The organism is Duganella phyllosphaerae (genome assembly GCF_001758785.1).
GTDB lineage: Bacteria > Pseudomonadota > Gammaproteobacteria > Burkholderiales > Burkholderiaceae_D > Rugamonas > Rugamonas phyllosphaerae.
Map to the genome: position 1 here is coordinate 1 of NZ_LROM01000126.1, position 11571 is coordinate 11571.

Below are 11571 nucleotides of genomic sequence, written 5' to 3' on the forward strand. Positions count from 1 at the left end.
CCCGACAGTGGCGGGAACGCCAGCCAGCCGGTCTTGGCGAATTCACCGATGAACAGCGACGCCATGGTCAGCATCGCGCCGAAGGTGGTCATCCAGAACGAGAAGTTGTTCAGGAACGGGAAGGCCACGTCGCGCGCGCCGATTTGCAGCGGCACCACGTAGTTCATCAGGCCGGTTACCAGGGGCATGGCCACGAAGAAAATCATGATCGTGCCGTGGGCCGTAAACACCTGGTCGTAGTGGTGCGGCGGCAGGAAGCCGGGATTGTCGCCAAAGGCCATGGCCTGTTGCGCGCGCATCATGATGGCGTCGGCAAAGCCGCGCAACAGCATGATGATACCGAGCACCATGTACATGATGCCGATGCGTTTGTGGTCGATACTGGTAATCCAGTTGCGCCACAGGGTGCCCCACAGGTTGAACTTGAACATGAGGGCCAGGAACACGATGCCGCCCAGCGCTACGCCCGCGAAGGTGCCGATCAGGATAGGCTCGTGGTACGGGATCGCCGCCAACGACAACTTACCCATGATCAACGAAGTTGATGGATTGAGAGTGGTATCAGACATAGGTCATTCTTTACGGATAGTTGGTGCGGCAACCGCAGCGGTGGCGACGTCGGTTTCGCAAACTTCTGCTTCCAGCTGCTTGGCGACGACGGCGGCCTTGACGCGTTTGGCGTCGCTATGCATCTGCTCGTTCATGCACACGGTACCGTCGACAACGCAACGGTTGACAACACGGTCAAACAGGCCCTTTTCCACGGAGGCGAAGTGCATGATCGGGTGCTTGATGGTCGGCTTGTCGAGCGCGATGAATTCTGCTCGGTTCAGCTCGCCACCACCGGAGGCCTTGGTCTTGGCAACCCAGGCGTCGAAGTCGGCTTGCGTCACGCCGTGGTACTTGAAGCGCATCTGCGAGAAGCCGGCGCCGCTGTAGTTGGCCGAGAAGCCGTCGTACACGCCCACCTTGTTCATCACCGCGTTCAGTTCCGTCTGCATCGAAGGCATGCTGTAAATCATGCCTGCCATCGCCGGAATGTAGAACGCGTTCATCACGGTTGACGAGGTCAGCTTGAAGCGCACCGGCACGTCGATCGGGGTGTACAGCTCGTTCACGGTGGCGATGCCCTGCTCCGGATAAATGAACATCCACTTCCAGTCCAGCGCCACCACCTGTACTTCGAGCGGTTTGACGTTGGCGGCCAGCGGACGCTCATGGTCGATGCGCGACAGCGGACGATACGGGTCCAGCAAGTGGGTATAAATCCACGTGATGGCGCCCAGCACGATGATGATCAAGAGCGGTGCGCCCCAGATCAGCAGCTCGAGCTTGGTCGAGTGATCCCAGTTCGGCTCGTATTTAGCGGAAGTATTTGCCTTCCTATAGCGCCAAGCGAACAGACAGATCAAAAACATAACAGGTACGATGATCAACAACATCAGCAAGGTTGAAATGACAACCAGATCAGCTTGCTGTGCAGCGATATCTCCGGACGGGTTCAACACAACCGTGTTGCAGCCAGCTAGCCACAACAACGGTGCGAGGAAGAGTCCACGGCGAACGATAGGAGGAATCATGCGGTAATTTTCGTTACTAATGATGGATAACATGCTACTGTACCAATCACGGGTGCTTCATGCTATTGGACACTTTGTCCTACCGGTCATGGAGGCGCGTGATAATTATTAACTAACACGAGACGAGACCATGGCCAACACGACTACACTGAATGGCGTCCAAGCTGGCGTCCACGAACAACCCCAGACCAGCCAGGGCGCCCGTAACATCAATGCCAGGGATGGACATATTTCCCCAGGCGAAATAGCAATCGGCGTGGTGATCGGCCGCGCATCCGAATACTTCGACTTCTTCGTTTATGCCATTGCTTCGGCATTGGTATTTCCGTCGGTTTTCTTCCCAAACTACAGCCGGCTTGACGGAACACTATACGCTTTCGCCATTTTCTCGCTAGCGTTTATTGCCCGCCCGATAGGCACTGTGGCGTTTATGGCAGTGCAACACCACTTCAAACGCGAGACAAAGCTCACCCTGGCGCTGATGGTGATGGGTGTTTCCACCGCAGGTATTGCCTTCCTGCCAAGCTACGAATCGCTGGGTACTACCGCCATCGTGCTGCTGGCACTGTTCCGCATGGGCCAGGGTATTGCCCAGGGCGGTTCGTGGGACGGCCTGCCGTCGCTGCTGGCGCTGAACGCGCCTGAAAACAAGCGCGGCTGGTACGCCATGTTGGGACAACTGGGCGCGCCGCTCGGCTTCGCGATTGCCGCCGGCCTGTTCGCCTACCTGATGGCAGCGCTGTCGTCGGCCGACTTCCTCGAATGGGGCTGGCGCTATCCGTTCTACGTGGCCTTCGCCATCAACGTGGTGGCACTGTTCGCCCGCCTGCGCCTGGTGACTACCACCGAGTACTCGAATCTGCTCGACGACCGTCAGCTGGAACCTGTCAGCGCTGTCGAACTGGTGAGCAAGCAAGGCCGCAACATCGTCATCGGCGCGCTGGCCGCCCTGGCGTCGTACGCGCTGTTCCACTTGGTAACGGTGTTCCCGCTGTCGTGGGTCGCAATTAACGAATCGCGTTCGCTCACCGGCGTGCTCGGCGTGCAATTGCTGGGCGTGATCCTGATGACCATCGGCATCATCATTTCCGGCGTCGTTGCCGACCGTTACGGCCGTCGCCGCACCCTGGGCACGCTGGCCACCCTGATCGCCATCTTCAGCGTGGCCGTGCCGTTCCTGCTGGACGCCGGCGAAGGGGGCCAGAACATCTTCATCCTGGTCGGCTTTGCGCTGCTCGGACTGTCGTATGGCCAGGCTTCGGGCGCTGTGACCGCCAACTTCGAACAACGCTTCCGCTATACCGGCGCAGCGCTGACCTCTGACTTGGCCTGGCTGGTGGGCGCAGCGTTTGCACCGCTGGTAGCGCTGGGCGTATCGAACTACTTCGGTCTCGCTTACGCCGGCCTGTATCTGCTGTCGGGCGCGGTGGCTTCGCTGGCGGCATTGAGTCTGAATCGCCGCCTCGACATCCGTAACTGATAGGTAGTCATTCCGTGAGAGGGGCCGCGCAAGCGGCCCTTTTTTATGGTGTCACGTGCATGTCACAATAGGCGAGTACAGTAATGCAAGTCCAAACTGAGGAGTATTGCGTGAATCTGAACCAGGAACAATTACTCGAACGCGTGCATTTCGAGCTGATGGACGGCTACGACGAAGAACTGGAAATGGAACTGGAAGACCGCGAAATCGATCCGGTCACGCGCAAGGTCATCGAATACGAGCGCACCGACTCGGCCAAGGAAGAGCGCCGCCTGTATTTTCGCGAACTGTTCCGCCTGCAGGCCGAGCTGGTCAAGCTGCAAGACTGGGTGGTGCACACCGGCCACAAGGTGGTGATCATCTTCGAAGGGCGCGACGCCGCCGGCAAGGGTGGCGTAATCAAGCGCATCATCCAGCGTTTGAATCCGCGCGTCTGCCGCGTGGCCGCCCTGCCCGCGCCCAACAACCGCGAACGCACGCAGTGGTACTTCCAGCGTTACGTGTCGCACCTGCCGGCCGCCGGCGAAATCGTGCTGTTCGACCGCAGCTGGTACAACCGCGCCGGCGTCGAACGCGTGATGGGCTTTTGCAGCGACGAACAATACGAGGAATTCTTCCAGGACGTTCCGGAATTCGAGCGCATGCTGGCCCGCTCCGGCATCCAGGTCATCAAATACTGGTTCTCGATCTCGGACGAAGAGCAGAATGCCCGCTTCCTCGGCCGCATCCACGATCCGCTCAAGCAGTGGAAACTGAGCCCGATGGACCTGGAATCGCGGCGCCGCTGGGAGGAATACACGAAGGCCAAGGAAATCATGCTCGAGCGCACCCATATTCCAGAAGCGCCGTGGTGGGTGGTGCAAGGCGTCGACAAGAAGAAGGCGCGCCTCAATTGCATCCACCACCTGCTGTCGCAAATGCCTTACGTGGAGGTGCCGCACGCGGAAATTACCTTGCCCGAGCGCGAGTACCACGACGACTACGTGCGCCGCCCGGTACCCGCAGAGATCATCGTGCCGGAATACTACTGAAAAATACAAGGAAAGGCGCGCCCCACCCGGATGCGCGCCTTTTCTTAGCGCCATGAAACTCAGGCCGGCAATTGCAGTTGCGTCCCCAGCGCGCTGAAAATCAATTCGCCCGGCTCCCCGGGGCGCCACACCAGCCCACCGGCGCTATTGTCGTTGGTGAGCTGGTTGAACTGGAAGAACAGGTTGCGTTGCGATTCGGTGCTGCTGGTGATGAAGGTTGCCGGTGGTCCCAGGAAGGTGAACAGCGCCAGGCCGGTGATCGGGACCGGGCGCAAACCCGTCACGAACGGAATGGTGACCGAGCCGTCGATCCGGTAAGCGAACAGCTCGAACGTGGTTTGCTGCTGCACTTGCGAGTACAGCTTGGCGACGTCGGCGCCGGCCGCAGCGGCGTTGGCGGGACCGTCAGCGGGCTGGGTGAAGTCGATGCGAAAACGCAAGGCACCGAACAACGTCAGGCCCTGCGCGGTCTTCAGCAGCAGGTTAAAAATGGATTCATCCATGATAATCTCCTTCGGTATAAACACGGGGGTGACGACACTCAGAAAGGCAGGCGCAGCTGGAAGCCCAGCAGGCTGAACACCAGCTCGGCCGGCTCGCCAGCGCGCCAGACCGTCCCACCGGCGATCTGGTTGCCGCTGATCTGGTTGAATTGCACGAAAATCTGGCGGGCCGGATCGGCAGTGCCGAACACCGTGGTGATCGGGCCGGCCGCCGTGGCCAGCAACACGCCTTGTAATGGCACACGACCAAAGCCGGTCAGCAGCGGCATCGAAATCGAACCTTCCAGCGGGATCACCACCGCCGTGATCACGCCAAGCTGCTGATTTTCAGCCAGCAAAGCCGGTACGCCGCCATCGGGCACGGCCGCCAGCGGATCGGTGAAGCGAAAACGCAAGGTGCCGAACAGGGTCAGCCCCTGCTCGCCTGTCAGTATCAGGTTGTAGATAAAGTCGTTCATCATGACCTCCCAAGGATTGGAAACAAACTCGTTGTCCGGCCGGTTCGCGGCCGGTGGTCAAGCTTAGCCAGCCACATGCACTGAGATGCTGATCAATTCGATGTTGGGCTCAAATGGGAATGAGGGGCGGCAAGACCGTGGACGGGGGCCGACAATCGCCCGGTCCACGCGGGGTGAGAAGGAAACAAAATCGTCAAGCCGGCAGCATTTGGCGCCTGCCGAGCAGGGCAAAGCTGGTCGTGGTCGGTCCCCACAACAGGCCGCCGCCGATCTGCTGGTTGTTGACCTGGTTGAAGCACATCAGCACGGTGCTGTCGGCACTGAACAGGCGCGTCACGATCGGCGGCCCCATCTGGATAAAGAAGGCCACATCAGCGACCGGAATGGCGCGGCTGCCGGTCAGTGCCGGAATCGTGATGCTGCCCTCGGCCCGCAACACCAGCGCCTCGATGGTTTCCTGTTGCTGTTGATTCGCATGGGCTTGCCGCAGCGCGGGCAAGAAGAAGATGTTGTCGTCGCCGGCCTGGTCGACCTCGATGCCGGTCAACCGGTAGCGCAACACCCCCAGCAAGGCCAGGCCGCCGCGCGATTTCAGGAACAGGTTGTAAATGAACTCATCCATGATGCTTCCTTTCATGACAGTTGAGAGTGAGGTCAGAACGCGCGCGGCAGCTGGCGTACCAGCGCGCTGAATACCAGCTCGCTGTAAGCGCTGGTACCCCACACCACGAAGCCGCCCAGGTCCGGGCTGCCGAACGGGAACAGCTGGATGCCGGCCGCCGGCCGCGCGTTGCCGCTGTCGAGTGCGAACGAAAACAGGCCGGCGGGCGTGGCGAAAGCGATGCCACGCAGCGGCACTGCACGAAACTGCAACAACAGCGGTATTGAAATAGATCCCGTAATTGGCAGCGGCGTCAGTTGCTGGGTGGCAGGCGCCAGGGCGGCGTCGAGCAATGGCGGCAAGCGCAAGCTGCCACCGCTGGTGAGCGGCTGGGTCAGGCGCAAGCGCAAGGTGCCAAACAGGCTCCAGCCCTGTTCGCTTGTGAGAAACAGGTTGTAGATATCGTCTTCCATCATGACCTCCAGGGTTGATAACGAGAACGCCAGACTCGCGATGAGCCTGTCTTCAGCGTAGCCAGCCGGGCGCCACCGATGCTGATGCAATCGACTTCCGCACCAGATCGCGGGTACTATCGAAGGCTTGAATTTCCGTGGGGATTAAAAATGCAAATGGGTACCGTTACACCACTGCTCAGAATGTTCGATGAGGAAAAAGCGCAGGTGTTTTACATCGATTACCTCGGTTTCAAGCGCGACTGGGAGCATCGCTACGAACCGGGCATGCCGCTGTACCAGCAGGTATCGCGCGGCGCCTGCGTGCTGCACCTGACCGAACACCACGGCGACTGCTGCCCCGGCGCGGCCATCCGCATCACGGTGGACGATATCGACGCCTTGCACGCCGAACTGGCCGCCAAGCCTTACGGCTACGCGCGGCCCGCTATCGAAGACATGCCATGGGACAGCAGGGAAATGTCGATCAAGGACCCGTTCGGCAACCGGCTGACGTTCGTACAGGTTGCCGAACAGGCGTGAGGAAGTGACTGAAGAGGCGTATCTACGCGGCTACCGCATCGTGGCAACACACCGCGATCTTGTTGCCTTCAGGGTCGCGGACGTAGGCGCCGTAGTAATCGGCGTGATAGTGCGGGCGCAACCCGGGTGGGCCTTCGCAGGTCGCGCCCGCTTCCAGCGCGACATGATAAAAACGGTCTACCGCAGCGCGCGTGGGTGCCAGCAGCGCTACCATGTGACCGTTGCCCACCGCAGCCGGGGCGCCGTCGTGCGGCGTGCCGATCACGAACAGCGGACGCGGCACGCCGGGCTTCATCCAGCCCGCCCATTGTCGTTCGGAATCGGAAAACTTGATCGCGAGTCCCAGCTCCGGCAACACCGCCTGGTAAAACGGCAGTGCTGCACTGAAGTCGTTCACGCCGACATGGACATGCGAAATCATTGGTACCAGGGCCGGGTGATTTTCAGCGGTCGCACATCGAGCCGCATATTGAGGACCGTGTAGGCCTCCGACGCCGCCGAAGAATAGCCGGTGGTGGCGGCGTCGCGGGTAAGCTTGAATTCGAAGCCGAGTTCCTGGTGCGGCTCGCCCGGGCCGGCAGTAGCGATGCCGATCGCCTCCTTCTGCGAGCTGTCCACCAGCTTCGACATCATGATCAGGATGGTGTTATGGCCGAGTACATCGGCCGAGAACACCGGGTCGGAATAATACGGGTTGGCCGGATCGACCTTGCCCTCGATCTTGTCCTCGGACGGTGTGTACTTGTGCAGCTTGAGGTCGTACTTGTCGCCGCGATCGAGGTAGCTCAGGCGCGCGTTCTGCAAATTGAAATCCTTGATGTCGCTGTTGACGGTGGCCCGGGTCAGGTCCACCAGCAGCGCGCCCTGGTAGCCCAGCACTTCCACTTCGCGCTGGGCGTTGATCACTACCGCCGAATTCTCGTCGATGCCGATGCCCAGCTTGTAACCCTTCTTGAGCATGGCAGGCAACATGCGCGCGAAGCGTCCGCGCGCCAGCAGGTGCTGGTCGATGAAGATGTCGTCGCCGACGAAGCCGAGGCCCAGTGCCAGCTCGCGGCCATTGACGCCTTCGCTCAGCGTGCCGAACACGGTCTTGGCCTCGTAGTACATGGTGGTGCTCATGATGGCGGCGCCGGCGCTGGTGCCGAAGATCACGCCGCCGCGCCGGTACACGTCCCAGATTGCCTCGAGCACCTTGCTGCGGCTGCCGTCCGGGCGCACCAGCGCCTGGGTGATCAGGGCCTGGTCGCCACCCGAGAAATACACGCCGCCGGCATCGCGGATCGACTTGGCGATGCTGTCGTCGTCGGCGTCGCGGTGGTAGTCGCGGTCTTTCATGCGCACCGCCAGCGGCACCACGAAGGCGTTGGCGCCCTGCCGGTTCAAGCCGGCGGCCGCAGTGGCGCCAGAGCGTACCGGGTTGCCGGCCGCGCTGGGCAGCACCGCAATGCGGGCGCCCGGGCCGCCGGCCAGTTGCACCACGCGCTGCCAGATCACCGTATTATCGCCGCGAACCGCGCCGCCGGCGATCACCAGCGAGCCCTTGGGAGGCGCCTCAGCCCCCGCTGCAGTTGCCTGTTGCACCGTCAACATCATCGAAATGGACATTGCCACCACCATCGCCGCCCGAACAATACTTGCCATGCCTGCCATCCCCAGTCTTCGATCGTTTTCGCCGTGATTGCGCCATCCGTCAGCGCGCTGCCGTAAGACTACCATACAGGCAACAATTCATTTGCCCGCAGCGGCGCGACTTGCTACCATGCGGCCTTGCCGACCACATCAATCCCATGCGCGAACATCTGCTTACCCCCTCGCTGTCGGCCACTACCCGGCCGGTCAAGCTGTACTCGATCCAGTCGAGCTTCCTGGTCGCCTTCTTCGGCGGGCCGGCTGCCGCCCTGCTCTATAGCGGCCTCAATTCCTGGCGCCTGCGCCGCACGGCCGACATCCCGGTACACCTGGCGGGCGCCGCCATGGTGGTCGGTTTCGTGTATGCGCTGCTGTTCCAGCCGGCGCTGTTCAATGGCCTGTTCGACTTGCTGGGCAACGACATGGTGCGCGCGCTGCGCACCTTGCTCTCGCTGGCGATCTGCGGCGTATTTTACGCGCTGCACCAGAAGCAGCACCGCTCGGCCGCCTTCTTCGCCGACAAGCCGCCATCGCCGTGGATTCCCGCGATTATCTGCATCGCTGCCGGCTACGGCATCATGGTCGGCCTCTTCAAACTGTTCAGGGAGATGGCGCCATGAGCGAGAACGGCCTGCTCTCCGCGCGCGACTATGCGCTGCAAATCGACGGACTGATCGAACGCAGCCGTTATGCCCAGGCTCGCGTGCTGATCGGCGAAGCGCTGGCGCATTACCCGGACGACCACGCGCTGCTGTTCGCTGGCGCCTGCGTCGATTACAACACTGACGCCGGCGACCAGGCGCGCCGCACCCTGCAACAGATCCTGGCCCGCGACCCCGAAGATTACGCCGCCCGTTCGCTGATGGTGAGCGTGCTGCAAGATGCCGGCGAGTTGCCGCAGGCTGAACTGTTGCTGATCGAACTGATACGCGAATACCCGGAAGCCGGGTTCCAGTACGCGCGCTACGCACTGCTGATGTACCGCACCCTGCACATCGAAAAAGCCCAGGCGCTGGCGCGCGAAGCGTTCAGGCTCGACCCGAACAACGAACTGGCCCTGACCACCTGCCTGATCGGCGACATCATCGACGGCCGCAAGGGCGCCGAACAGGCGGGGCTGGCGCGGCTGCTGCAAGGCCACCCGGAGAGCGAAAACACGGCGCGCATGTTGATCACCCACCTGATCAGCCGGGGCCGCTACAAGGCCGCCAAGCGCATCGCGGTGGAGCTGCTCAAGCTGTACCCGAGCTCGCGCGAAGTGCTGGAACTGGTGGTGCAGCTGGACGCCTTGAGCCACTGGAGCATGTTGCCGCTGTGGCCGCTCAACCGCTGGGGCTGGGCCGCCTCGGCGGCACTGTACGTGATCACCCTGCTGGCGCTGAACCTGGTCCGCAACCAGGCGCCGCTGTTTTCCAGCGCCGCCACCTGGACCCTGCTCGGCTATTGCGCCTATTCCTGGATTTATCCCTCCCTCTTGACGCGCTGGCTCAAACGCCGCGCAGGACTCTGACCGCCATGACCATGACACGTGAAGCGTACGAAGCGGCGCTGGTAAGCGACCCGTTCAATCTCGATACCCGCCTGGCTTACGCCCGCCTGCTGCTGGACGCGCACGATGCGCCAGCCGCCCTGACCCAGTTCGAACTGGCAGCGCGCCAGCAGGCCGACGCCGCCAGCCTGACCGGCAAGGCGCTGGCCCTGCTGGCACTGGAGCGCAACACCGAGGCGCTGGCAGCCTACACGGCCGCGCGCCAGCAACCGGACTTCGCGCCGCACGACGCACTGGAACAGTTGCAGCAAAAAGCGCGGCCGGCGACCGGCCCGGCGCTGTCGGTAGTGGGCGGCGGCAAGGTCATCCCGCTCAAGCCAGAGGCGCCCGACCAGGTACGTTTTGCCGACGTGGGCGGCATGGATGACCTCAAGAAGACGCTGCGCCTGCACATCATCGAACCGTTCCTGCGTCCCGGCCTGTTCGCAAAATTCAAGAAAAGCGGTGGCGGCGGCATTTTGCTGTACGGGCCGCCCGGCTGCGGCAAAACCATGATCGCGCGCGCCATCGCCAACGAGTGCAATGCGTCGTTCGTCTCGGTGGGCATCAGCGAAGTGCTCAGCATGTGGCGCGGCGAAAGCGAACGCGCGCTGGCTCAGTTGTTCGAGAAGGCGCGTGCGCAAAAGCCTTGTGTGCTCTTCTTCGACGAGCTCGACGCCCTGGCCTTCTCGCGCAGCAAGGCGCACAGCGAAAACAGCCGCACCATCGTCAACGAATTCCTGTCGCAACTGGACGGCTTCGAGCGCGACAACCGCGACGTGCTGTTCCTGGCCGCCACCAATATGCCTTGGGACGTGGACCAGGCCATGAAGCGCACCGGCCGTTTCGCGCGCCAGCTATTCGTGCCACCGCCGGACGCCGAGGCGCGCAAGCACATCATCGAACTCAAGCTGCGCGACATCCCGGTACAGGACATCGACGTGGACGCGCTGGTGACCGCCACGCCGCACTACTCGGGCGCCGACATCGACGGCCTGATCGACCTGGCCAAGGAAAGCACGCTGCACGACATCCTGTCGGGCGCGCCAGAACGGCCGATCGGCCCCAGGGACATGGAGTACGCCCTGGAACAGATGCAGCCGTCCACCATCGAGTGGCTGAAAACCGCGCGCAACCTGGTACGCTACGCCGGCAGCGACGACAGCTACCGCGACGTCGAGAAATACCTGAAGAAGACCAAGTTCGCCTGAGCCCCAGCCCGAACCGCAGCTGGCCAGGTCATCGCACCCGGCCGCGGCGGAACAGGTTGACGATGGCCAGCAGGATCAGCGCGCCAACGAACGAAACCCCGAGCGACGCCAGGCTGAAATCGTCGGAATTGATGGTGCCCGTGCCCAGCATGGGCGCCAGCAGCCAGCCACTGAGCAGCGCGCCGACTATGCCGACCACCACGTTGAGCAGCAAGCCTTGCTGGGCGTCGGTTTTCATGACCAGGCTGGCCAGCCAGCCCAGGATGCCGCCTATGACTATCCACAGTATCAGATTCATCTTTTCCCCCTTGTAGTTGAGTGTGCCTTCAGTGTCCCTGCCAACCGGGAAGCCGGCAGGTCGATTGATTATCGAGAGCTTGCACAAGCAAGGCTATCGGCACTCGTCGCATACTGGTGTGGGAAAATTCCTAACTTGCGCCCGGCGCCCTGCCAACTGTATGCTGGCGAACAGCGCTAGCCCCGCGCTTGCGGCACCATCGCTTCATACATTCCAGGAGTATCGATCATGACCAGCCACGCCCACCCTCCCGC

15 protein-coding genes are annotated in these 11571 nt (G+C 62.0%); 6 read left to right on the forward strand and 9 right to left on the reverse strand.

All coding sequences use genetic code 11. From position 1 onward, the window contains the following. Together DUPY_RS21910 and cyoA are read right to left on the reverse strand one after the other, a co-directional pair. Window positions 1-569, reverse strand: a 569-nt coding sequence (locus tag DUPY_RS21910) for a cbb3-type cytochrome c oxidase subunit I (RefSeq protein WP_208600084.1), incomplete at its 3' end; no start/stop codon positions are given. Window positions 570-572: 3 nt separating this feature from the next. Then, a complete protein-coding gene (cyoA, locus tag DUPY_RS21915; RefSeq protein ID WP_071651681.1) occupies window positions 573-1580 on the reverse strand; it encodes a ubiquinol oxidase subunit II in 1008 nt (335 codons plus the stop codon). A gap of 130 nt (window positions 1581-1710) precedes the next feature. Between cyoA and DUPY_RS21920 the strand changes: the two genes are divergently transcribed. Next, a complete protein-coding gene (locus DUPY_RS21920) occupies window positions 1711-3060 on the forward strand; it encodes an MFS transporter (protein ID WP_070251066.1) in 1350 nt (449 codons plus the stop codon). A 158-nt stretch (window positions 3061-3218) separates the two neighbouring features. Next, entirely contained in the window at window positions 3219-4091 is an 873-nt protein-coding gene (ppk2, locus tag DUPY_RS21925; protein WP_371851812.1) for a polyphosphate kinase 2, read from the forward strand. Between the two features lie 59 nt (window positions 4092-4150). Here the strand turns inward: ppk2 and DUPY_RS21930 are convergent, their stop codons facing one another. The 4 genes from DUPY_RS21930 to DUPY_RS21945 form a co-directional block, all read right to left on the reverse strand. Beyond that, window positions 4151-4594 carry a hypothetical protein gene (locus DUPY_RS21930; RefSeq protein ID WP_070251068.1) on the reverse strand — a complete coding sequence of 148 codons (444 nt, stop codon included), beginning with the start codon at window positions 4592-4594 and terminating at the stop codon, window positions 4151-4153. A 38-nt stretch (window positions 4595-4632) separates the two neighbouring features. After that, complete coding sequence (locus DUPY_RS21935; RefSeq protein ID WP_229255457.1) at window positions 4633-5052, reverse strand: hypothetical protein; 420 nt, start codon at window positions 5050-5052, stop codon at window positions 4633-4635. A gap of 193 nt (window positions 5053-5245) precedes the next feature. After that, window positions 5246-5674, reverse strand: coding sequence for a hypothetical protein (locus DUPY_RS21940; protein WP_070251071.1), 429 nt, complete (start codon window positions 5672-5674; stop codon window positions 5246-5248). 32 nt (window positions 5675-5706) lie between these two features. Beyond that, window positions 5707-6126: a hypothetical protein gene (locus tag DUPY_RS21945; RefSeq protein WP_070251073.1), complete on the reverse strand. Its 420-nt coding sequence runs from the start codon at window positions 6124-6126 to the stop codon at window positions 5707-5709. Window positions 6127-6276: 150 nt separating this feature from the next. Here DUPY_RS21945 and DUPY_RS21950 point away from each other — a divergent pair, with 150 nt between their 5' ends. Then, the gene (locus DUPY_RS21950; RefSeq protein WP_070251084.1) at window positions 6277-6648 is read left to right on the forward strand and encodes a glyoxalase superfamily protein; all 372 of its coding nucleotides are present in this window, start codon (window positions 6277-6279) and stop codon (window positions 6646-6648) included. A gap of 22 nt (window positions 6649-6670) precedes the next feature. Here DUPY_RS21950 and DUPY_RS21955 read toward each other — a convergent pair whose 3' ends face one another. Both DUPY_RS21955 and DUPY_RS21960 read right to left on the reverse strand, forming a co-directional pair. Then, window positions 6671-7069: a VOC family protein gene (locus DUPY_RS21955; RefSeq protein ID WP_070251086.1), complete on the reverse strand. Its 399-nt coding sequence runs from the start codon at window positions 7067-7069 to the stop codon at window positions 6671-6673. Continuing rightward, on the reverse strand, window positions 7066-8292 hold the full coding sequence (locus tag DUPY_RS21960; protein ID WP_229255458.1) for a cyanophycinase: 1227 nt from the start codon (window positions 8290-8292) through the stop codon (window positions 7066-7068). Before DUPY_RS21960 ends, DUPY_RS21955 begins: the two co-directional genes overlap by 4 nt. Window positions 8293-8438: 146 nt before the next feature. On the opposite strand from DUPY_RS21960, the gene DUPY_RS21965 reads away from it, so the two are divergent. From DUPY_RS21965 to DUPY_RS21975, 3 genes are read left to right on the forward strand one after another with little or no spacing between them, the layout of a single operon-like run. Further along, the gene (locus DUPY_RS21965; RefSeq protein ID WP_070251090.1) at window positions 8439-8900 is read left to right on the forward strand and encodes a hypothetical protein; all 462 of its coding nucleotides are present in this window, start codon (window positions 8439-8441) and stop codon (window positions 8898-8900) included. Further along, window positions 8897-9790 carry a tetratricopeptide repeat protein gene (locus DUPY_RS21970; protein ID WP_070251092.1) on the forward strand — a complete coding sequence of 298 codons (894 nt, stop codon included), beginning with the start codon at window positions 8897-8899 and terminating at the stop codon, window positions 9788-9790. Before DUPY_RS21965 ends, DUPY_RS21970 begins: the two co-directional genes overlap by 4 nt. Window positions 9791-9795: 5 nt before the next feature. Then, window positions 9796-11019, forward strand: a complete 1224-nt coding sequence (locus DUPY_RS21975) for an ATP-binding protein (RefSeq protein ID WP_070251094.1) — start codon at window positions 9796-9798, stop codon at window positions 11017-11019. 28 nt (window positions 11020-11047) lie between these two features. Here the strand turns inward: DUPY_RS21975 and DUPY_RS21980 are convergent, their stop codons facing one another. After that, complete coding sequence (locus tag DUPY_RS21980; RefSeq protein WP_070251096.1) at window positions 11048-11317, reverse strand: GlsB/YeaQ/YmgE family stress response membrane protein; 270 nt, start codon at window positions 11315-11317, stop codon at window positions 11048-11050. Window positions 11318-11571 lie beyond the last annotated feature (254 nt).